Origin of the sequence: Enterococcus mundtii (genome assembly GCF_002947535.1) — a bacterium.
In the GTDB taxonomy this organism is placed as follows: Bacteria; Bacillota; Bacilli; order Lactobacillales; family Enterococcaceae; genus Enterococcus_B; species Enterococcus_B mundtii_B.
This window is the reverse complement of record NZ_PUAP01000008.1, coordinates 69,267-92,056: the sequence shown is the minus strand read 5'-3', so window position 1 is coordinate 92,056 and position 22,790 is coordinate 69,267. Positions and strand designations below refer to the sequence as shown.

The 22,790-nt window shown below is 39.7% G+C and carries 21 protein-coding genes; 16 read left to right on the top strand and 5 right to left on the bottom strand.

Annotation, left to right across the window (positions count from 1 at the left end):
* Positions 1 to 546: 546 nt before the first annotated feature.
* The 8 genes from CUS89_RS02460 (at position 547) to CUS89_RS02420 (ending at position 11,105) form a co-directional block, all read left to right on the top strand.
* Entirely contained in the window at positions 547 to 2,157 is a 1,611-nt protein-coding gene (locus CUS89_RS02460) for a CTP synthase (protein ID WP_104870904.1), read from the top strand.
* A gap of 263 nt (positions 2,158 to 2,420) precedes the next feature.
* A complete protein-coding gene (locus CUS89_RS02455; RefSeq protein WP_104870903.1) occupies positions 2,421 to 3,290 on the top strand; it encodes a class II fructose-bisphosphate aldolase in 870 nt (289 codons plus the stop codon).
* 173 nt (positions 3,291 to 3,463) lie between these two features.
* The gene (locus CUS89_RS02450) at positions 3,464 to 4,735 is read left to right on the top strand and encodes a UDP-N-acetylglucosamine 1-carboxyvinyltransferase (protein ID WP_104870902.1); all 1,272 of its coding nucleotides are present in this window, start codon (positions 3,464 to 3,466) and stop codon (positions 4,733 to 4,735) included.
* Positions 4,732 to 6,027 carry a transcription termination factor Rho gene (gene rho, locus CUS89_RS02445; RefSeq protein WP_010736060.1) on the top strand — a complete coding sequence of 432 codons (1,296 nt, stop codon included), beginning with the start codon at positions 4,732 to 4,734 and terminating at the stop codon, positions 6,025 to 6,027. The genes CUS89_RS02450 and rho overlap by 4 nt, the downstream gene beginning before the upstream one ends.
* A 96-nt stretch (positions 6,028 to 6,123) precedes the next feature.
* Positions 6,124 to 6,387 carry a type B 50S ribosomal protein L31 gene (locus tag CUS89_RS02440; protein ID WP_010736059.1) on the top strand — a complete coding sequence of 88 codons (264 nt, stop codon included), beginning with the start codon at positions 6,124 to 6,126 and terminating at the stop codon, positions 6,385 to 6,387.
* Between the two features lie 181 nt (positions 6,388 to 6,568).
* On the top strand, positions 6,569 to 7,156 hold the full coding sequence (locus tag CUS89_RS02435; protein WP_104870901.1) for a nucleotidyltransferase family protein: 588 nt from the start codon (positions 6,569 to 6,571) through the stop codon (positions 7,154 to 7,156).
* A 110-nt stretch (positions 7,157 to 7,266) separates the two neighbouring features.
* Complete coding sequence (locus tag CUS89_RS02430) at positions 7,267 to 8,457, top strand: MFS transporter (protein WP_104870900.1); 1,191 nt, start codon at positions 7,267 to 7,269, stop codon at positions 8,455 to 8,457.
* Between the two features lie 428 nt (positions 8,458 to 8,885).
* On the top strand, positions 8,886 to 11,105 hold the full coding sequence (locus tag CUS89_RS02420) for a M60 family metallopeptidase (RefSeq protein ID WP_104870898.1): 2,220 nt from the start codon (positions 8,886 to 8,888) through the stop codon (positions 11,103 to 11,105).
* A gap of 139 nt (positions 11,106 to 11,244) precedes the next feature.
* Here the strand turns inward: CUS89_RS02420 and CUS89_RS02415 are convergent, their stop codons facing one another.
* The 5 genes from CUS89_RS02415 to CUS89_RS02395 form a co-directional block, all read right to left on the bottom strand.
* Positions 11,245 to 12,567 carry a PTS sugar transporter subunit IIC gene (locus CUS89_RS02415; RefSeq protein ID WP_104870897.1) on the bottom strand — a complete coding sequence of 441 codons (1,323 nt, stop codon included), beginning with the start codon at positions 12,565 to 12,567 and terminating at the stop codon, positions 11,245 to 11,247.
* 28 nt (positions 12,568 to 12,595) lie between these two features.
* The gene (locus CUS89_RS02410) at positions 12,596 to 12,889 is read right to left on the bottom strand and encodes a hypothetical protein (protein ID WP_104870896.1); all 294 of its coding nucleotides are present in this window, start codon (positions 12,887 to 12,889) and stop codon (positions 12,596 to 12,598) included.
* Positions 12,890 to 13,115: 226 nt separating this feature from the next.
* On the bottom strand, positions 13,116 to 13,916 hold the full coding sequence (locus CUS89_RS02405) for a TPM domain-containing protein (protein ID WP_181055290.1): 801 nt from the start codon (positions 13,914 to 13,916) through the stop codon (positions 13,116 to 13,118).
* On the bottom strand, positions 13,916 to 15,109 hold the full coding sequence (locus tag CUS89_RS02400; RefSeq protein WP_104870894.1) for an ATP-binding protein: 1,194 nt from the start codon (positions 15,107 to 15,109) through the stop codon (positions 13,916 to 13,918). The genes CUS89_RS02405 and CUS89_RS02400 overlap by 1 nt, the downstream gene beginning before the upstream one ends.
* Before the next feature lie 17 nt (positions 15,110 to 15,126).
* Positions 15,127 to 16,374 (bottom strand): SPFH domain-containing protein, encoded by a 1,248-nt coding sequence (locus CUS89_RS02395; protein WP_104870893.1) that lies wholly within the window; start codon positions 16,372 to 16,374, stop codon positions 15,127 to 15,129.
* A 473-nt stretch (positions 16,375 to 16,847) separates the two neighbouring features.
* On the opposite strand from CUS89_RS02395, the gene dnaX reads away from it, so the two are divergent.
* The 8 genes from dnaX to CUS89_RS02355 all read left to right on the top strand — a co-directional run bounded on the left by dnaX (position 16,848) and on the right by CUS89_RS02355 (position 22,764).
* Complete coding sequence (gene dnaX, locus CUS89_RS02390) at positions 16,848 to 18,584, top strand: DNA polymerase III subunit gamma/tau (protein WP_104870892.1); 1,737 nt, start codon at positions 16,848 to 16,850, stop codon at positions 18,582 to 18,584.
* Positions 18,585 to 18,602: 18 nt separating this feature from the next.
* The gene (locus CUS89_RS02385; RefSeq protein WP_010736051.1) at positions 18,603 to 18,914 is read left to right on the top strand and encodes a YbaB/EbfC family nucleoid-associated protein; all 312 of its coding nucleotides are present in this window, start codon (positions 18,603 to 18,605) and stop codon (positions 18,912 to 18,914) included.
* Between the two features lie 23 nt (positions 18,915 to 18,937).
* A complete protein-coding gene (gene recR / locus CUS89_RS02380) occupies positions 18,938 to 19,534 on the top strand; it encodes a recombination mediator RecR (RefSeq protein ID WP_019722633.1) in 597 nt (198 codons plus the stop codon).
* Between the two features lie 89 nt (positions 19,535 to 19,623).
* Complete coding sequence (tmk, locus tag CUS89_RS02375; protein ID WP_065096086.1) at positions 19,624 to 20,286, top strand: dTMP kinase; 663 nt, start codon at positions 19,624 to 19,626, stop codon at positions 20,284 to 20,286.
* Positions 20,283 to 20,612, top strand: coding sequence for a cyclic-di-AMP receptor (locus CUS89_RS02370; RefSeq protein WP_010736048.1), 330 nt, complete (start codon positions 20,283 to 20,285; stop codon positions 20,610 to 20,612). The genes tmk and CUS89_RS02370 overlap by 4 nt, the downstream gene beginning before the upstream one ends.
* Before the next feature lie 8 nt (positions 20,613 to 20,620).
* Positions 20,621 to 21,559 carry a DNA polymerase III subunit delta' gene (gene holB, locus CUS89_RS02365; RefSeq protein WP_104870891.1) on the top strand — a complete coding sequence of 313 codons (939 nt, stop codon included), beginning with the start codon at positions 20,621 to 20,623 and terminating at the stop codon, positions 21,557 to 21,559.
* A gap of 40 nt (positions 21,560 to 21,599) precedes the next feature.
* Entirely contained in the window at positions 21,600 to 22,424 is an 825-nt protein-coding gene (locus CUS89_RS02360) for a PSP1 domain-containing protein (protein ID WP_104870890.1), read from the top strand.
* Entirely contained in the window at positions 22,417 to 22,764 is a 348-nt protein-coding gene (locus CUS89_RS02355; RefSeq protein ID WP_010736045.1) for a DNA replication initiation control protein YabA, read from the top strand. Before CUS89_RS02360 ends, CUS89_RS02355 begins: the two co-directional genes overlap by 8 nt.
* Positions 22,765 to 22,790: the final 26 nt, after the last annotated feature.

Genomic DNA, 22,790 nt, shown 5'->3' with positions numbered 1-22,790 from the left:
TATTTCCGAAGAGGTTACTTTTGTTCCCGCCGTTTATTCGGTTTTAGGTGGTACCAGAAGACTAATGTCCCAGACACTTTTTTTCTTCATCACTTGAGTGTGAATTTTTTGGTCTTGTGGCTCGTTTGTAGTGAACACTGAAAAAACTCTCCCATTACCTGCTTTGATATAGTATGGGAAGGAGTAAAAAGGGTACCATCCAAACAAAATTTTTTCCTATAAAGCGATCATTTGCTCGCTTGTAAGATTTTTTGATCTATCTATTTTGATATATATATAGTAATATTTTCTTCCACTATTTTTAATCCGCTTCATACGACTTAATGTATTGACGTAAGTGGAAGTGCTTTTATCCGTCAAGTAGGTTTAAACACAATTGAATACTTGACTTTCGTTTAGATAGCTTGTAATATACACCTTGGGCACCCTTTTAGAGGGTCAGAAGTTTACAGAAATCAACGCTCCCTATTCTTTAGAAGGATAGGGAGCCTTATTTATTTTCTTAGACTTTTCCTGCAGATAAAACAAGAAGGAGTTTTTGAACATATGACAAAATACATTTTTGTGACAGGCGGCGTGGTTTCATCGATTGGTAAAGGGATCGTAGCAGCATCTTTAGGCCGTTTGTTGAAAAATCGTGGATTGAAAGTAACGATCCAAAAATTTGATCCATACATCAACGTGGACCCAGGAACAATGAGTCCATACCAACACGGAGAAGTTTTCGTTACAGATGATGGGGCAGAAACGGATTTGGACTTAGGCCACTACGAACGTTTTATTGACATCAACTTGAACAAATACTCCAATGTGACGACAGGAAAAATTTATTCAGAAGTCTTACGTAAAGAACGTAAAGGGGAGTACTTAGGTGCAACTGTCCAAGTGATTCCGCATATTACGAATGAAATCAAAGAAAAAATCATGCGTGCAGCTAAAATGACTGACTCAGATATCATTATCACAGAGGTCGGCGGCACAGTTGGGGATATCGAATCACTACCATTCTTAGAAGCGTTGCGTCAAATGAAAGCTGATGTTGGCTCTGACAATGTGATGTATATCCATACAACGTTGATTCCTTATTTAAAAGCGGCTGGTGAAATGAAAACTAAACCAACACAACACAGCGTAAAAGAATTACGTGGATTAGGTATCCAACCAAACATCTTAGTCGTGCGTACAGAACAACCTGTATCCCAAGATGTCAAAAATAAATTGGCACAATTTTGTGATGTTGAACCAGAAGCGGTGATCGAATCGCCAGATGTGGATACATTGTATTCGATTCCGTTGTTATTGCAATCACAAGGAATGGATCGAATCGTTTGTGATCATTTGAAGCTTTCAACACCAGAAGCAGACATGACGGAATGGAAAGCATTAGAAAATCGTGTCTTGAACTTGAAGAAAAAAGTTCGTATTGCTTTAGTAGGAAAATATGTTGAATTACCTGATGCGTATATCTCGGTGGTGGAAGCATTGAAACATTCAGGCTTTGCATTTGATGCGGATATCGAATTGGATTGGGTCAAAGCACATGAATTAACGAGTGAAAACGTAGATGAACGGTTGAAAGATGCAGATGGGATCTTAGTACCAGGTGGTTTTGGTGACCGAGGCATCGAAGGCAAGATCGAAGCCATTCGTTATGCTCGTGAAAATGATGTACCTTTCTTAGGGATTTGTTTAGGGATGCAAATGGCGTGTGTTGAATTTGCACGTAATGTCGTAGGGTTAGAAGATGCTGCTTCAGCGGAAACAATCCCAGAAACGAAAAACAACATCATCGACTTGATGGCAGATCAAGAGAACGTTGAAAATCTTGGTGGGACATTACGTTTAGGGCTTTACCCATGTAAAGTCAAAAAAGGCACGACCACTGCTACAGCTTATGATGGGGCAGAAGTTGTCCAAGAACGTCATCGTCATCGCTATGAATTCAACAACAAATACCGTCAACAATTTGAAGCACATGGCTTGGTCTTTTCAGGTGTATCTCCAGACAATCGTTTGGTTGAGATCGTTGAGATCACAGAGAAGAAATTCTTTGTTGGTTGTCAATTCCATCCAGAATTGATTTCACGCCCGAACCGTCCACAGAAATTGATCAAAGCGTTTGTGGGTGCTTCATTAACAGAACGCGAATCAAAATAAAAAGATGATTTGAGTCGATCGTCAAAAAACAGACGATGTCAAATTATTAGAATTGTTATTAATAAATAATTAAAATGTTCGTAGAGAACCTTTTGCCTACGATATTTCAGGAGATTCTGTTTATTTAATGAAAAAAGCGTCTTGAAAATTTTCATTTTTATTGATTTTAGTAGAAAACTAGTGAAATGTTTGGTAAAATAGGTTCGTTGGTTAAGGATCATCTTAACAAATTTAGTTTTCACAAAATTTAGGAGGAATTTATTATGCCAGTAGTATCAGGAGCTGAATTTTTACAAGCTGCTCGTAAAGGCGGTTATGCTGTCGGCGGGTTCAACACAAACAACTTAGAATGGACTCAAGCGATCTTAGAAGCAGCTGAAGCTAAAAAAGCACCAGTACTTATCCAAACTTCAATGGGTGCAGCTAAATACATGGGTGGTTACAAAGTATGTAAAGACATGATCACTAATTTAGTTGAATCAATGAACATCACTGTTCCAGTGGCAATCCATTTAGACCACGGTGACTACGATGCTGCATTAGAATGTATCGAAGTTGGCTATACTTCAGTTATGTTCGATGGTTCTCATTTACCATTCGAAGAAAACTTGAAATTAGCTAGAGACGTTGTTGAAAGAGCTCATGCTAAAGGAATCTCAGTTGAGTGTGAAGTTGGTTCAATCGGTGGAGAAGAAGATGGAATCATCGGAACAGGTGAATTAGCAGACATCGAAGAATGTAAACAAATGGTAGCAACAGGTATTGACTACTTAGCATGTGGTATTGGTAACATCCACGGTCAATATCCAGAAAACTGGAGCGGATTAGCATTTGATCACTTACAAGCAATTGCTGATGCTGTAGGTTCAGATGTACCTTTAGTATTACACGGCGGATCTGGTATTCCTCAAGATCAAATCGAAAAAGCTATCTCAATGGGTATTTCTAAAGTAAATGTGAACACTGAATTCCAATTATCATTTGCTGCAGCAACTCGTGAATATATCGAAGCTGGTAAAGACCGCGAAGGTAAAGGATTTGACCCTCGTAAATTATTAGCACCAGGTAAAGCAGCAATCGTTAAAGATGCTGAATCTCATATCGACTGGTTCGGTTCTGCTAACAAAGCATAATCGATTAAAGTTAGATCGAACGAGATAACTGATAGAAGAGAACAATGTGCCGATCCGGCGATTGTTCTCTTTTTTTATTTAAATAAAAGGAACGATACTCGTTTCTTCGTTTCATCTATGATAAAATACAAGCATATGTATAAAATTTGAGGAATAAACAAGGTGGGGAACAAATGAAAAAAATAATCATCGAAGGAAATCGTCCATTGACTGGTGAAGTAACGATCAGTGGTGCTAAAAATAGTGCAGTTGCCTTGATACCAGCAGCGATTTTAGCAGATTCTCCTGTAATCTTGGAAGGTGTACCTGACATTCAAGATGTTCATTCATTGATAGAAATTTTAGAAATCATGGGCGCGACTGTCCGTTTTGAAAACAATGTATTAGAAATCGATCCACGTGGTGTCGTTTCAGTACCGATGCCAAGCGGAAAGATCAATAGCTTGCGTGCTTCGTACTATTTTATGGGCACATTATTGGGCAAATTTGGCGAAGCAGTTGTTGGCTTACCAGGTGGCTGTTACCTTGGTCCACGTCCGATCGACCTTCATATCAAAGGATTTGAAGCGTTAGGAGCAAAAGTAACAAATGAACATGGCGCGATGTACCTACGAACAGAAAACAAAACGCTTCATGGAAATCGTGTGTTTATGGATGTGATTTCTGTTGGTGCAACGATCAATATCATGTTAGCAGCAGTGAAAGCAAAAGGACAGACGACGATCGAAAATGCGGCGCGTGAACCTGAAATCATCGATGTTGCGACATTATTGAATAATATGGGTGCCAAGATCCGGGGAGCAGGTACTGATGTTATCCGTATTGAAGGGGTAGAAGAATTACATGGTTGCCGTCACTTCATGATCCCTGACCGTATCGAAGCTGGGACTTATTTGGCTGTAGCTGCTGCCGCAGGAAATGGCGTGAAAATCAAGAATGTGATCTATGAGCATCTTGAAAGTTTTATTGCTAAACTTCAAGAAATCGGTGTGAGCATGAAAATCAGTGAAGACGAGATCGAAGTCTATCCTTCAAAAAATTTAAAAGCTGCGAATGTGATGACTTATCCGTATCCAGGTTTTGCCACAGACTTACAACAACCGTTGACACCTTTATTATTGATGACCACAGGAACAGCTGAAATCGTGGATACGATCTATTCCAAAAGAGTGAACCATGTCCCTGAATTAGCACGAATGGGTGCTGATATTTCGGTAGAAGGCAATATGATCATCCTGAATGGGCCAAATAAACTTCATGGCGCTGAGGTCGTTGCTTCAGATTTGCGTGCAGGTGCTTGTTTAGTTATTGCTGGATTGATGGCAGAAGGAACGACCACGATTTATAATGTCGATTATATTCTGCGCGGATACGATCATATCATCGAAAAACTAACAGCAATCGGAGCAAGTATCAAAATGGTGGAGGAAGTGGAAGCCGAATGAGCGATTATTTGACAATGGCCGAACTGGAAAACAAAACACTAAAAGATGTTTACAGTTATGCAAAAGAATTCAAGATTCCTTATTACAGTAAGATGAACAAAAAGGAATTATCCTTAGCTGTTATTCGAGCTCAGGCGGAAAAACAAGGCTTTTATTATATGGAGGGCATTTTAGATATCGTCGGACAAGACGGCTATGGTTTTTTGCGTCCAATCAACTATGGTCCAAGTGTCGAAGATATTTATATCTCTGCCTCCCAAATTCGTCGCTTTAGTTTAAGAAATGGTGACAAAGTAGCTGGTAAAGCGAGACCACCTAAAGAATCAGAACGTTATTACGGATTGATGCATGTTGAGAGTGTTAACGGGAGAGACCCGGAAGATGCGAAAGAGCGCCCGCATTTTCCAGCATTGACGCCTCTTTATCCAGAGAAGCAGCTTCGCTTAGAAACGACACCGCAACAAATTGCAACTCGTATGATCGATATTTTCTCGCCAATTGGTTTTGGACAACGTGGGTTGATCGTTGCGCCGCCGAAAGCAGGAAAAACATCCATCTTAAAAGAAATCGCTAATGGGATCACTGAAAATCATCCAGAAGTGGAATTGATCGTCCTATTGATCGACGAAAGACCAGAAGAAGTAACCGATCTTGAACGTAGTGTCAAAGGGGATGTGGTATCTTCGACATTTGATCTCCAACCACAAAACCATACGCGAGTGTCTGAATTAGTTTTAGAGCGTGCCATGCGTTTAGTTGAAGATAAACGGGATGTCGTCATCTTGATGGACAGTATCACTCGCTTGGCGCGTGCTTATAATCTAGTAGTACCACCAAGCGGTCGTACATTGAGTGGCGGGATCGATCCTGCTGCATTGTACAAACCGAAAAAATTCTTTGGTGCTGCCAGAAATATTGAAGAAGGCGGTAGCTTGACGATTTTGGCTACGGCATTAGTTGATACTGGTAGTCGGATGGATGATGTCATCTATGAAGAGTTCAAAGGTACAGGGAACTTAGAATTACAACTCTCACGTGAATTATCAGAGCGACGTATTTTCCCTGCCATCGACATCAAAAAATCAGGTACTCGTAAAGAAGAGCTATTGATGGATAGCGATCAGCTAGAAGAAATCTGGAAACTCCGTAAGCATATGATTGGCGACTCATTAGAATATACGGAACAATTGATTCGTTTCTTGCGAAAAACCAAAAATAACCAACAATTTTTTAAAGATTTCCAAGATGTTTCTTTTGGCAAAAAAAATCCCACAAGAAATTTAAAAAGATAATTGCAAGCTTATAGGAAACATGGTAAGATGTAAATGTTGTAAATCGACAAATCAACTCTGGTTCAGCAAATGAAGCAGGGCAAAGGAGCGAATAGCATGAAAGAAAATATCCATCCAGATTACCATCCAGTCGTATTTTTGGATTCTACAACTGGTTTCAAATTCTTGTCAGGTTCAACAAAAACTTCACAAGAAACAGTTGAATGGGAAGACGGTAATACATACCCAGTCATCCGTGTCGAAGTAACTTCTGACTCACATCCATTCTACACTGGACGTCAAAAATTCACACAAGCAGACGGACGTGTGGACCGTTTCAACAAAAAATACGGTCTCAAAGACGAAAACGCTGCGGAATAATCAAACCATTGAGCAATCAAAGGTGTACAGACTACATACTGTGTGTAGTCTGTTTTTTTTGTCTAAAGAATTAGATTGGGAAACTTTGACCTATTGCTAATTGCAAACGCTTCCTGTAAGATTTTATTTGAAATAATTGTTTGCACCGAATTTAAAAAAATAAAAAAAGGTAGGAAGAACAATGACGAAAAATCAACCAATGAATATTCAAAAAGAAACACTACATGAGATTCTAAAACAAGACGCTGTGCTTTATCAAATTATCCAAACAGTCTCTAAAATGGCGATACCAGAACTATATGTGGGTGCGGGATGTATCGTGCAATCCGTTTGGAATCGGCTGTATGATCGACCGACCGGCTACGGAATAAGTGATGTTGATATTATTTATTTTGATGAAGAATTAAGCGAAGAAAAAGAGCTGGACACGAGTAAGAAAATAGCAGAGGTAATCGGATATTCAACCTATTCGTTGGATATCATCAACGAAGCAAGGGTCCATCTTTGGTACGAAGAAAGATTTGGATTTCCGATCCAGGCGTATACTTCTTCAAAAGAAGCCGTTTCTACATGGCCAACTACAGCTACAGCAATCGCTGTTTCTCTTGATGAAAAGGAACAGTTGCAAGTGTTCTCTCCTTATGGGCTAGATGATCTATTTGAAGGGATCATCCGACCAAATAAAAAAATGATCTCAGAAGAAATTTATGATCAGAAAGTGGCAAAATGGACCAAGAAATGGCCAGAGCTCAAAGTCGTTCCTTGGTAGTTGCTGCTTTTTAGGAAGCTGTTTTCGAGGAGCGGCATAGAAGAATTGGGGTACAATGAATAGTGACGGACGAATTCGGTTGATTGAATCTCTGATTGAAGGAGAAAAAAATGAAGGATAAAAAAGCTTTTTTGTGTTTGGTGTTCGGTCAAGCAGTAGCGAATATCGGCGATACGATTTATACAGTAGCAATCATCAGTGCAGTTTTTTCTTGGACAAATTCAGCATTTGCTTCAGCCGTTGTACCAGTCGTCGTGACAGGGTCAATGATGTTGGCTAGCTTTTTGACACCCTTATTATCCATGAAAATATCGCTTGATAGAATGTTAAAATGGAGTCAAATAATGAAGACCATTTTTTTGACCGTTCTAGCAGCCTATCTCTCTTATCTGCCGAAACAAATTAACCTAGGGGTGATTTACCTTTTGATTGCTTGTATTGCATTTTTAGACGGATGTGCGGAACCAGTCAGTATGGCACTTATTCCTCGGTATATCAAAAAAGATCAGTTGATTCGGGCAAATAGTTTATTTAGCACGATGCTTCAAGTCGTTAATATCGGTAGTTGGGCGGTAGGTGCTTCTCTACTTATCTGGTTTTCTGTTTCTGAGCTAGTTTGGATAGACGTTGGACTATTTTTAGTTTGTTCTGTTTTATTTTTATTTCTACCTAAAGCTGTTGAAAAAGAAGCAAAGCACTCAAAATGGCAAGAGTTGAAAAAAGGTTGGCAATACGTTTGGAGAGAGCCTTTGATACGGATAGTCGTGATCATGGATACAATAGAAGGAATTGCCAATACAGCATGGGCCTCTTCTATTGTACTGGTTTTTGTATCGGTGTTATTGGAACAACCAGCTAACTGGTGGGGCTATATCAATACTTCTTATTTTATTGGCGCGTTACTTGGAAGTTTGATCGTGATGAAAAGTCCGGACTTTTTTGATAATCATAAAGGAAAAGCAATCGTAGGAGGCTCTTTTTTGGGTGGTGTAGCAACTTTGCTAGTCGTGTTGCTCCCTTATGCGTCATTTGTTTTGCTCTGTACGTTTATGATCGGAATCTTTTTCCAGATAAAAAATATTCCGCAAGCAACGATCATTCAGCAAAAGACTTCAGAAGAAAAGTTACTTTCTGTGTATGCGATATCAGGAGTTATCCATATGGGAACTTTTTCGACTGCGATGCTAGTTATGGGGAAAATTGCTGATCTTTTTGGCGTGAAACTCGTTTATCTTTGTTCAGGATTACTTCTTATACTTGTGGCACTCATCGGTCAATATAAGAAAAATCTATTTGCTTGAAAATCCTCCTATTGTTTCTAACACGAGATCGGGACAGAAGTGTTTAGCCTCATTAAATAAGGCGTCATCCACAAAAATTTGGAGAAAAATTTTCGTGGATGGTGCCTTATTTTCCGAAAGGGTTACTTCTGTTCCCACCGCTTATTTGATTTCAGGTGGTGGGAGAGGACTGATAGCCCAAACACGTTTTTTTATTATTGTGAGAAAATATGACGGGCATGCTGTTATATATTTATTTTTTATATCATTGTTTGATACGGATAGTGGTATAAACCGCAATTTTATAGGTAATTGTCAGTGGAAGCATAAATAAAATAAATTTTTTTTCATTTTTTCCAGATGCGAAGAAAAATTGGTAAATAACACATTCTTGTGGATGTTATAGTTATTTTGTAATAAAAAATGATTTTAGGGGAGTTATTTTAAAAATGAAAAAAAGTTTATTATTTAGCGCTGCGCTGTTAGGGGTAGTTATGTTTTCTGATGTAACTACCGCAGAGGAAGTTATTCATTCAGGAGAGAATGAAAAAGCTGCTACATCTGCAATCGTACAAACCAATCAAAATATTTCTACTAAACTAGAACTCAAACAGAGTGAGAATCTAAATACATATAGATCAACTATTTTAGATAATCCATATGGTCCGAGTACTAATCAATCGACCGGAATATATAAACGTGCGAATGATGTGATCGAGATATATGTAGATGAATCAACTGATCAAACACAACTACCGACGTATACAGTTACTACACCTGCTTTAACAAATTTTTCGGAAGGCTCGGCAAATGGGACACAATTAGTCAAAGGACGTAATGTGATTTCTGGTTCGCAAGTCGGTCTGATCCACATTCGAAATGAATCTGGTCAAACATCGCAAGGGAAACTAAATATTGAAATCAAAGGCGGGGTAACGATTCCTCGATTTATTCTTGGTGAAACAACCCAACAAGAATGGACAAAGATGATTGCCGATAATCCGACAGCAGTAGGCTATGAATTAGTCAGTGAACGTGTATTAGTAACAGGGTCGAATCGAACACTCCAGGATGCAAAGAATCCTGAGACGATTCTTAATGCACATGAGAAAGTCATTACGTTCCATAATCAAACATCAGGTTTAGATGGTAGTTCCGCTGTCCATCGTAAGCCAGTTGGTTTATTCCAGCATTTGCGAGAAACCATTCAGTCTGGCTATTATATGTATGCTTTTTACCAACATACAGCTTATAACAGCACCTCAGATGCAATGAGAGCAGTACTGAATCCTACGACTAGGGGACAATGGGGAATTTGGCATGAACTTGGTCATACCTACCAATTATCACGAATGAATTGGAAAGACTTGACGGAAGTCACTGTAAACATCTATTCTATGCGTGCAGAAAAAGGATTGGGCGAGCGTAGTCGTCTAGAAAGAGATAATCATTATCCAACTATTTTCAACTATTTGAATGGGACAGGGCAAAAACAATTTGACAGCCAAAGTGTCTGGACAAGACTTGGAATGTTCTGGCAATTGGAACTAGCATTTGGTGATGATTTCTATCCTAATTTACATAAAATGTATCGAAACGAACAGCGTTCACTACCGACGGAACAAGACAAACGTCAGTATTTTGTTGTTGCAGCTTCAAAAATCAGTGGTCAAAACTTGCAACCTTTCTTTGAAAAATGGGGGATCCAAGTGACTGCTGAAAGTCGAATTGAAATGGAAAAACTACCAAGCTTGACTAAGAAAATCTGGGAATACCGAGATGAGATGACAGGTGAAGTAGGGGATATCGATGGTGGTACGAACAATAATGACAAAGAAGCACCGACGATCCCAACAGGTCTTGCGGCGAATGAGGTAACGAGTCATTCTGTCAAACTAGCATGGAACCCATCGTCTGATAACACGAAAGTCAAAGGGTACAATATCTATCGGAACAACGTAAAAGTGGGAACAACGGATAAGCCAGAATACCTAGATGCAAATCTAAAGAGTAACGAAGTATATGTGTATCAGGTGAGCGCTTATGATGAAGCAGGGAACGAATCCGCAAGAACAAGCTTCTTGACTGTCGTTACAAGACAAGAAGAAAAAGATGACGAGGCACCAAGCATCCCTACAGGTTTGACACAAGGCACTGTTACTACAAATACCGCACAGATCACTTGGACTGCTGCGACAGATAATTTACGTGTGGCTGGCTACAATATCTATCGTGATGGGGTGAAAATCAATTCAGTAACAGGCTTGAATTTTACGGATACGAACTTAGCAAGTAATACTAGCTATACTTATCAAGTCAGTGCTTATGATGGAGCAGGTAATGAGTCAGGAAAAAGCCAGGGAGTGACAATCAAGACCAATGAGCAAAATGTTATTCAAGATACTTGGCGCAGTGACCAAATTTACACAGCAGGAGACTTAGTGATTTATAATGGCATCCAATACCGTGCTAAATGGTGGGTCAGAGGTGAACGTCCTGATACATCTCAAGCATGGGAGAAAGTAGATAAAACACAAACACAAGATTGGGTAGCGAATAAAGCATATTCGGGTGGTGATCAAGTCGTCTACAAAGGAAAGTCCTATGAAGCAAAATGGTGGAATACTAATTCGAATCCAGAAACAAGCAGTGTCTGGGTATTGAAATAATAAGTTACAACAAATCAGTTTCACTAGAATGAAAAAACAGTAATGAAAAACAGCACCTACTTCTTTCTCTAAGAAAAGTAGGTGCTGTTTTTATGAAATAAAAGAAGTAGGCTCAAACTTACTTTAAGTCTCTCTCAAATTAGTTAGATAGTGGTGTCTCTCTTGATGTTCCAGTTTCTAAAGCCTGTTCTTTTGCCAATTCATTTTTATCATAAATCTTGACGAATGGATAATACATAAAAATGGAAAGAATGATCAATAAAATATTCAACACGGCTGCCCGCCAGTCACCACCGGTAGCTAAGTAAGCACCAATAGGTCCAGGGAGTGTCCATGGTGCGGTGATGGTAACTGCACTGACTAAGCCTAGTTTAGTCGCAAACCAAGCGATGGTTGCGCAAACCATTGGAGCAAAGATAAACGGAATGATCAGTGTCGGATTCAATACGATCGGTACGCCAAAGATGACTGGTTCATTGATATTGAAAATAGAAGGAGTGATGATTGCCTTACCTAGTTTTGAAGCATATTTTGATTTTGCTGTGAAGGCAAGCAGAATCGCTAAACCAATCGTGCAACCTGCGCCACCGATCCAAACAAACCATTGATAGAAAGGTTCAGCTGCAATATTCGGTAAAGTCTCACCTGCAGCAGCAGCGGTTGTATTGGATTCTAAGATCTGCAACCATAAGGGGCGAGCAAGTGAACCAATGATGGATACGCCATGGATGCCGAATGCCCAGAAAAAAGTGATTAGAAAAATCAGCAACAAGACACTCGGCAACGTATCGGTTGCGCTGATCAAAGGACTGACAACTTTTGAAACGGCTGTATGCCAATCAAAGCCAATATAATAGCTGATCGATGCCATGACTAAAATCACGATCAAGGTTGGCGTCAATGCTTCAAAGGAACGAGCAACTGCAGGAGGTACTTGCTCAGGCATCGTGATTTTGAATTTCGATTTATCCGTCAAACGATACACTTCGACTGCAAAAATCGAAGTAATGATCCCGACAAACATCCCGCCACCGCCAAGATTGGCCATAGGCAAAACAAAACCAGAAGTACCAGCAGCTTCCGCAGCCTCAAGAGGAATATTGACAGGGATAAAGGTCAACAAAAAAGCAATCGTAGCTAGTAACCCACCAGAAACAACATCTAGTTTATAGGTTTTGGCTAAACTGGCACCGATGCCAAATGTCGCATAAAGAGACATGATATACATGGTCATGCGATAGGGTAATAAAATAGTTGCTGCATTTTCGGATAAAAATCGATAGATTCCCCAGCTAGGCGGTAAGGGAGGAAAAGCAATGATCAAGAAAAACGAACCGACGATAATTAGTGGCAATGTAGCAATGATCCCATCACGAATGGCACGTAAATGTCTTTGATTGGCAATTGTAGCCATTGGGCCTGCCAAATAACGCTCAATGATTTCTGTAAACTTTGTTAACATATTGACACTCCTTTTTTATCGATAGAATTTAGAAGATGATGCCTTGATACAACCATAGATAAGCGACGAACATCAGAAATACTGTAGCGATAAGAAATGTTCGGATACATCCTTTAGTAGTTGAAATAAAATAATAATTGCCAGTGATAACAGCAGCTAAAGAGGGAGGAAGAAAGAGAAAGACACCCAGTCGAACTTCCCAGTGCAATAAATAGAATAAATAGGGAATGAAGATACCACTCACGATACAAGCAAGAAGCAAGTAAAAAGCCGATTTCATCCCAAAATGAATGATTGATGGAGCTGTTTCTTTATTATTCATTGTGAGACCTCCTTTCGTTTTTTTTGAAACGCTTACATAAACCAAGTATACCTTTATGAAATTAAAAATCAATATATATATCCATTTAACGTAATTTTATTTCTATGACTATTTCAGCATGGCAAGTGTGTAAGTATTTGATGAAAGAATAAAAAAACATGGACCAGATAGAGGGATTCCCTCATAGTCTGATCCATGTTTTGGTTCGTGTTCTGTTTTCATTTAATTAAAAACTTCGGCCACCGCCGCCAAAGGTACCGCCACCACTCGAATGAGTCGTGCTTCCACCGCCACCGCTTCCTGGTGGTGGCGCTTTAGGGATATGACGAGTCGTGACAAAGGAGTTCGTTAAACGATCTGTTTTGTCCGTCAATTTGATACTTGCTTTTTCACGAAATGGGTATTTATATGTCCCTGATTTCAACTGGTATCGTGAGACGGTGATCATATAAAAAGCGATACTTAAGACAGCTGCCAAAACTACCGCGATCACTATTTCAACGGTAGTCAAAACTTTATACCGAGTGATTTTACCTGTGGCTTCATCTATACGATAATGACCGCCAGGCACACCTTCATCTACATAAGTAGAAGCTTTGGTCAAATAGGCTTGGGCTGCTGCATAATAGTTGGCATTCGTCATCTGATCATAGACATCATCTAAAATCGAATCGATCCGACGATCCGTCAAATAGTCGATCATATTCCCGGAAGTCGAGATATAGATTTCTCGTTGGCCCATATCTAAAAGTAAAACAGAGCCATTTTGATCATTTCCTATTGCGGTTCTTAAATAGTTGTCAGCGAAATCTCTCGGTTCTGCACTATTTGAGGTAGTCGTGACGATAAATACTTGTCCTTTGATCTTTTCATTGATTTCTTTCGCTTGTTGGTTCAGTGTGTTGACTTGTTCGCTTGTAAACAAATTCGCTTCATCATTGATTGTTGGGGTAGCAGCTCCTACGATCGGTGTCCACAGTAAACTAATGGCTAATAAAAAGAAAATGGAGAGACTTTTTTTACTCATCATATCAAATAGCCTCCAATCATAAAGAGGATCGCTAGAACAGCGAATATCCCGAAAGAGGTCAAAGCGAGTTTTTTATGACTGATCGGTAATACACCGCTAACTTTCCCCGTTTGGCCATTCATTGCATAATAATAGACTTTCTTGTTAGAATCGTTGCTACGGTAAGTAACAAGCCAGACCGGTAACAAGACATATTCATTTTTTTCGCCAGTGATTTCTGCAGAAGCACGTACTCCGGTCAAAGTAGTATAGCCATTGGCTGTATCTCGCAATAATTTTTCGGAATAGTCACGTAACTCATTTTGGATATCTGCTTTGATTGCTTGGTACTCAATGTCACGTTTCTCTGCTTGGAATCCAGCGAGATATTGACTTTTGAATCCGATAGCTTTAGCTAAAGGAAATGGTTGGACAGCTTCCACCATTTTTTGTTGAGTATTTTTTGACAAAGCATTTTTCACTAATTCTTTGAAGGAAAGCTTTCCTTCGCGGTGTACGGCATATTGTTTTGTTTCGGTATATTCGATATCACCGACACGCCAGATCCTGACAACTGTCCCGTTGGCTTGTAAAGAACCATCTAGTTCGGCATCGGTTGCCCAATAAGGAAAATACACGCCGGTCAATTTGTCGATTTGATCCTGATTGAAAAATGCTTTTGGTACAAACCATTTTTTATTCGTCCATGCGAGAAACTGTTTAATTGCTTCTTCTTTTTCAACAGCAAAAGGCAGGACTTTATTTGGTAAGAAGTCACCACTTAGCCGTCCTGACAGCACGACTGGATTATGACAGTAGTAACAATAGGTAGCAGCTGTAGTGGCTTCTGTGACGATTTCTGCACCGCAGTTCGGGCATAAAAATAGTTCCATGTTGCTTTGTTCGTCGGTAGCCGTTTGTTCAGCTGTTGCCTCTGTATCGGTCATTCCACCAGCATCAGCAAATGATTGGCGTTCTGTTTCATCCATTTGATCAAGTTGTTCTTCTGCTGTAAAGGTGAAGTCATCCGTTGCAACTGGTTGATCTTGATTCCCATCGATGTTGCGGGCCGCTTTTTGTTCTTCTTCATATTGACTGACTTCTGCTTCGGTATAGACATTCAAGCAATAGTCACAATGAAATTTTTGATCTTTTGGATCGAAGGTCAATGGTCCGCCGCAATTGGGGCATTTATGTGTTAAAGCATCCATTCAGGCACCCCTTTCAACTAGTCGAGTGGGATACCTTTGAATGGTTTTCCGCAATTTGGACAAAACTTAGGAATTCCATTTGAAAGATCCACCACTTCATGACATTCGCTACATTTCATTTCAAGCTTTGGTTGGCTATTCGCCACTGGTTTTGCGCCACCACAGTTTGAACAGAATTTCCCTGTGTTTTCAGTACCACAGACAGGACAAGTCCATGTATCGCTAGTACCTTGAGCTGTTTGTTGGTTTTGTTTTTCTTGTTGTTGTTTGATTTGTTCTTGATTACTTTGTGAAGATTGAGCTAAATATGAGCCATTGGCATTCATGCCCATGCCCATCCCCATGAAGCCAGTCATTGCACCAGCATCATTTTTTCCGGCTGCTTCCATCCCGCGAGCAATCGAACCTTGCACGTAGCCTTCACGAACACTTGGATCACCTAACATGGCACCTTCATTGCGCATGTTGATGAGTTTGACCGAATCATCCGTGTAAGAGATGCTAGCAACTGCGACAGAAACGATCTCCATTCCACGAAGCTCACGCCATGAATCATCTAATGCCGTTCCCATGTATTTGCTTAGCTCTAAGCTTTTTGATGGGACATAAGAAATACGTTGACCATCAGCAGACATTTGGTTGATTGCTGATTGTAGAGCAGTTAAGAATTCTGCTAAATATTGTTCATTGATATCTGCAATCTCCACTTGGGTCTTATTTTTAGGAATTGCATTTGTATAAAATAAGATTGGATCAGTGATATGGATAGAGTACGTTCCATGCGCACGTAGGAATAATTCTGCATTATAGAAATTATCAAAATAATTCAACGGAGCGCTTGTTCCAAATTTGATTCCTTTGATCTCTTGTAGATTGATATAGAATACTTGTTGTTTTTGTGGTGTCACACCACCAAATTTAAAGCGGTCGAAGGTCTCAGCGATTGCACCTTTCAATGAACCATTGAACATAGAAGGAGCTGCATCGTTTTTAACCGTATAATAGCCTTCTTCAGCTGTATAATCGATGATTTTTCCACCATCTACCAAAAGCATCATCATGTTCGGATACACATGAACGACTGTACCATCTGTCAATACATCTTCTGTACCTTTTCGATTGGATCCTCGTTTATCATCTTTTCGTACCTTGACACCTTTTGTCATGACCGTAGTGTCGCTCATATTGTCTGGTTCAATGACTTCGATCCATTGATCTGCTAATCCGCCGCCGATCATGCTAGTTGCTGCTTTAATAAGTCCCATAAAAAGTCCTCCCTGTGAGCAAGTATTTTTTACTAAGTATATGTTTGTATTATACCATAGGAGACTGAAAATGCTCTCAGTCGAAAGATGTAGAAAACAAGAACAACTATTTTCTGCGTTCTGCCATACTAATTGGAGCTGAACCTTTTTTTCAGAATCTAGATAAATGCTGTTCAAGGAGCACTCTGCGGATATCAGCCAAAAGATCAAACATGGAATAGCCATTTTCGATCTTTTGTCTAATAGATTTGAGCTGAACGGTTCTTTCACAACCTAGATAAACGGTGTTTGAAAGCTAACTTCTTTGGTGTTCAGCCAAAACATCCCAAAATACGAACAGCTTTTTTTGAATGTTTCGGTTTATTTTTAAGAGCTGATCACTTCTGTTACAACCTAATAAAGTATAGTAGTTTTTTTTTGCTAAATCACGTATAATAAAAGTTAGTGAATTTTTCAAAAGAAGGGGGATCCTTATGGCATATCAAGCACTTTATCGTGTGTGGCGTTCACAGCGATTTGAAGATATCGTTGGACAAAAAGCTGTGACACAAACATTGAAAAATGCGATTGTTTCCCATAAAACCTCACATGCCTATTTGTTTACAGGACCAAGAGGGACAGGGAAAACAAGTGCGGCAAAAATATTTGCCAAGGCGATCAATTGCCCAAACAGCAAAGATGGTGAACCTTGTAATCATTGTGAGATGTGTCAGTCGATCACGACTGGGACACAAGAAGATGTCATTGAAATCGATGCGGCAAGTAACAATGGTGTCGAGGAGATCCGTTTCATCAGAGATCGAGCAAATTATGCACCAACAAAAGCCGCTTACAAAATTTATATCATTGATGAAGTCCACATGCTTTCGACAGGGGCGTTCAATGCTTTACTGAAAACACTGGAAGAGCCAAAAGAAAGTGTTATTTTTATTTTAGCAACCACCGAACCACACAAAATCCCTGCAACGATCATCTCTCGAACACAACGTTTTGATTTCAAGCGGATCAATGCAGCAGATATTACCGAACATTTAGAATATATCTTGGATCAAACAGAGATTGCTTACGAAGCGCCTGCGTTGACTGTCATCGCACGAGCAGCAGAAGGTGGGATGCGGGATGCATTAAGTATTCTTGACCAAGCGATTTCTTTCAGTGATGGCACGATCACGTTGGATGATGCGATGCAAGTCACGGGGAGTTTGACGAATGAGATGATGGATGCGTATCTATCCGCTTGTTTTAGCAAAGAGATCCCACAAGCCTTACAAGAATTAAATCAAATTCTAGCGGCAGGAAAAGAATCACGACGCTTTTTAGAAGATCTGTTGTCTTATTGCCGTGATCTATTGATGTATCAGCAAGCACCAAATCTATTAGAGGAAACCTCACATGTCAAAACAGAAACATTCACGACATTGGCGAAAGAAATCCCGGCACAACGCTTGTTTCAAATGATCCAAATTTTGAGCGATACGCAAAATGAGGTGCGTTTTACAAATAGTGCGACCATCTATTTAGAGGTTGCGACAGTCAAACTAGCTCAATCTTCAGCAAATGAAAGTCAGCAAGTGCCAAGTGAAATTGATCAGCAACAAGTGAGACAATTGCAACAAGAGATCCAAGAGCTTAAAAAGGAAATCAAAGAAATCAAAAATGGCACGGTGAAAGTCACTGCGAATCAGCAAACGACGCAATCACCTGTTCAGAAAAAACAGCCAAGTACGTACCGTATTCCAACGGAACGGGTGTATAATGTACTAAAAGAGGCAACAAGGAAACACTTGAATGAAGTAAAAGAAGTCTGGGATGACCTTTTGATGAGCTTGTCAGTGACCCAGCGAGCGATGCTGAAAGCAAGTGAACCAGTTGCGGCAGGACCTAGTGGACTAGTGATTGCTTTTGATTATGAAATCGTCTGTCAGCGCGCAGCTAATGACGAAGAGCTTCAATTAGCGATCCACAACCAACTTAGTCGCATGATCAAAGATTATGCGCCAGAGCCCGTCTATATCACACGTGAAAGTTGGCCCGGTCTTAGAAAAAATTATCTCGTCCAAGCAAAGGACGGAGAAGCCGAAGAATCGTTTGCGTCTGATGATGAATCAGACGAGATCGAATTGCTTCCTCAAGAACAAACAAACCAAGAAAATGTAGTGACGAAAGCGGAAGAACTTTTCGGTTCAGCAGTCACAGTAATCGATGATTAGAAAAGGAGAGCGATAATAATGATGCGCGGAATGGGAAATATGCAAGGGATGATGAAACAAGTCCAAAAAATGCAAAAAGAAATGGGCGAAGCCCAAGAAAAACTAAATGAAACAGAATTTACTGGTAGTTCTACGAATGATCTAGTAAAAGTCGTTTTTACTGGTAATCGTCGGATGAAAGATATCCAGATCAATGATGAAGTAGTTGACCCAGAAGATACAGAAATGCTACAAGATTTGATCGTGATGGCTGTCAATGACGTATTAGAAAAAATCGATACAGAATCAGAAAAAACAATGGGAAAATACACTAAGGGCTTACCCTTTTAAATTTTCCTGAAGGGGAAATGAACATGCAATATCCAGAACCAATTGCCAAACTGATCGACAGTTATATGAGACTTCCAGGTATTGGTCAAAAAACAGCGACAAGACTGGCTTTTTATACGATCGATATGAAGGATGAAGTGGTCAATGAATTTGCCAAAGCTTTATTGAGCGTCAAACGCGATCTACATTTTTGTAGTATTTGCGGAAATATCACAGAAGAAGATCCTTGTGAGATCTGTAAAGATCCATCGAGAGATCGTGGCATCATCTTAGTTGTTGAAGAACCAAAAGATGTCATGGCGATGGAGAAGATGCGTGAGTATCGTGGCTTGTATCATGTGCTACATGGTGTATTGTCACCAATGGAAGGCACGGGTCCAGAAGATATCAATATTCCTCCTCTCTTACAACGCTTGCATGATGCAGAGGTCCAAGAAGTGATCATTGCAACGAATGCGACAACAGAAGGAGAAGCAACAGCAATCTACCTTTCACGATTGATCAAGCCTGCTGGGATCAAAGTCACACGGTTAGCTCATGGCTTATCCGTTGGTTCCGATATCGAATATGCAGACGAAGTGACTTTAATGAAAGCGGTCGAAGGCAGACGAGAACTATGATTCTTTGATATGAGTCTGATCGCGGTAGTTTGATCAACAAAGATTTTCAGATAAAATAGAAAAGCAAGAGAAGAGACGGAGGAACAAGTGTGAACGGCTTATTTATTACGATCGAGGGACCTGATGGTGCAGGTAAAACGAGTATCATCAAAGAACTATTTCCTCTTTTACAACAAGTAGCAAAAACAGAGATCATTCAAACTCGGGAACCAGGTGGGATACCAATTGCTGAACAGATTCGTGCAGTGATCCTTGATCCGAAAAATGATCGCATGGACGAGCGAACAGAAAGTTTATTATACGCAGCTGCTCGCAGACAGCACTTGGTCGAAAAAGTTTTACCTGCACTATCGAGTGGGAAAATCGTTTTGTGTGATCGTTTTGTCGATAGTTCGTTGGCTTATCAAGGTGCTGGTCGTCGGATCGGCATAAACGAGATTGCTGAACTGAATGAATTTGCTACAGAAGGAACGACTCCTGATTTTACTCTTTATCTTGATGTGGACTCTGACACAGGGTTACGTCGAATCGCTAAAAATCGCCAGAATCAAATCGATCGTTTAGATTCAGAAGGATTAGAGTTCCACCAGCGTGTCCGTCATGCCTATTTGAAATTGGCAGAGGAGCATCCAGAGCGTATCCATAAGATTGATGCAAGAAATAGTTTTGAAGAAGTGTTACAATTGAGTTACCACGCAATTATCAACCAATTTCCACAATATTTTGAAAGTCAGGAAGGTGAACGTAAATGAAAATCATTTTAGCAATCATTCAAGATAAAGATAGCAACCGTTTGTCCAATGAATTGATCGATGCAAATATTCGTGCCACTAAATTATCTTCTACTGGCGGTTTCCTTAAAGCGGGAAACAGTACATTTATCGTTGGTATCGAGGACGATCGTGTCGAAGAAGCATTAGAGATCATCAAAAAAACGTGTGAGTCAAGAAAACAATTTGTTTCTACTCCAGTAACGTTAGATATTTCAATGGACGGTGGCGTTCCTTATCCTGTAGAAGTAGAAGTAGGCGGAGCAACAGTCTTTGTCTTACCAGTTGAAGGATTCCACCATTTCTAGGAGGAACTATGGCTCAAGAAAACATACTTGCGCAAATGCAACCTCTCGTGTATCAACAACTTCAACGAAGTTTTGAGCATGGGCGTCTCGCTCATGCTTATCTTTTTGAAGGTGAAAAAGGTACAGGTAAACACGAAGTAGGCATTTGGTTAGCACAACATTTATATTGTACGAATATGGACAATCAACAACCTTGTGGCAAATGTAATAATTGTCAACGGATCCAAAATCAAGAACATCCAGATGTGCTCGTTCTTGCACCTGATGGTCAGTCGATCAAGGTCGATCAGATCCGGCGCTTACAGACAGAGTTTAGTCGAAGCGGATATGAATCCAGGAAAAAGGTATTCTTGATCCAGGAAGCAGAAAAAATGAATGCGAGTGCGGCAAATAGTTTATTGAAATTTTTAGAAGAACCACCTGGTGATTTTCTAGCGATTTTAGAAACGGAAGCCATTGGTCGGATCTTACCTACGATCCAATCTCGTTGTCAAACCTTGCATTTCCAAGAATTGTCAAAGGATTCATTGATTCAAAAATTACAAGATAAGCAAATATCTGCGGAAAAAGCAAAACTTTTAGCATTCTTGACAAACAGTTTAGGAAAAGCAGTTGAAATCTCAGAAGATGAATGGTTTAATGAGGCTAAGGACTTGATTTATCAATGGTTTGTCTACTTGGATAAAAGAGATACACAAGCCTTTATCTATGTCCAAAAACGATTGGTGAAAGTATTTAAAGAAAAAAATCAACAATTTACTGGTTTTTCAATTTTAATGTATTATTATCAGGAAGCTCAAAAACAGGCGATAACATCTGGGGAGTATGGTAAAGTCAAACGGCTGAATCAAACGATTGAACGTATTTTGTCAGCAGAACAAAAACTGCGTAGCAATGTGAGTTTTCAAGCCGTCGCTGAGCAATTCGTATTACAAACGATTTTTTGATTTTGTCAATTTATATTTTGCGTAATCAAGGAGGCCACAAATGGTAGAAGTAGTAGGTGTCCGTTATAGAGATGCTGGTCATGTCTATTATTTTACACCCGGAGATTCAGAATATGCATACAATGATAAAGTGTTAGTCGAGTCTCAGCAAACTTTACATATCGCAACGGTTGCTATTCCCAAAAGAGATATTGATCTGGAAGATTTACCTGAAACCATCAATCCCATTTTGCATAAAGCAACGACTGCTGAGCTTAAAAAAAGCAAAAAAAATCAAGAAGATGCAAAAAAAGCTTTTTTGATTGCGAAAGAAAAAATTAGAGATAGAAAACTAGAAATGAAGATCGTCCAAGTTGAATATACTTTTGATCGAAGCAAATTGACTTTTTATTTTGCGGCAGATGGACGTATTGATTTTCGTGAATTAGTGAAAGATTTGGCTGCCGTTTTTCGTACAAGGATCGAATTGAAACAAATCGGTGTTCGGGATGAGGCGAAGATGATCGGAAGTATCGGGCCTTGTGGGCGACCACTCTGTTGCTCTTCTTTCTTAGGAGATTTTGTCCCTGTCTCGATCAAAATGGCAAAAGAACAAGGATTATCACTGAACCCAACTAAAATTTCTGGCTTGTGCGGTCGCTTGATGTGCTGTCTACAGTATGAAAGTGAAGCATATGAAGCCGCAAAAAAAGAACTCCCTGACTTTGGGAAAACACTTGAAACTCCTGATGGTAAAGGGAAAGTCGTAGGATTGAATCTGCTTAGTCGCTTAGTTAGTGTGCGACTGAACGGACGGGAGAATCCTGTTGAATATGAATGGGATGAACTAAAAAATTTCATCCAAGTAGGTGAGATGAATGGATAAGAGATCATTATATGATGGGTTGAACCAATTGGAGTCAGAGTTACGAAATACATTGACTGAATTAGTAGAGATGAAACATGCACTGCATGAGATCGTTGAGAAAAATACCACCTTAGAGATGGAAAATCAACGATTACGTGAACATCTTCGTGAATTGAACCAAGTGGCGCAAGCTCCAGCTGAAAATGCCAAACAAGAACTATCAAAATCCCGCATGAATCTAGAAAAGATTTATGAAGAAGGATTTCATGTTTGTTATGATTTGTATGGTTCAAGACGTGAAAATGATGAACCTTGTGCGTTCTGTTTAGAAGTGATCTATCGAGAAAGCGGACGCTAAATCAAAGGATCTAGTGGCTTCTATCA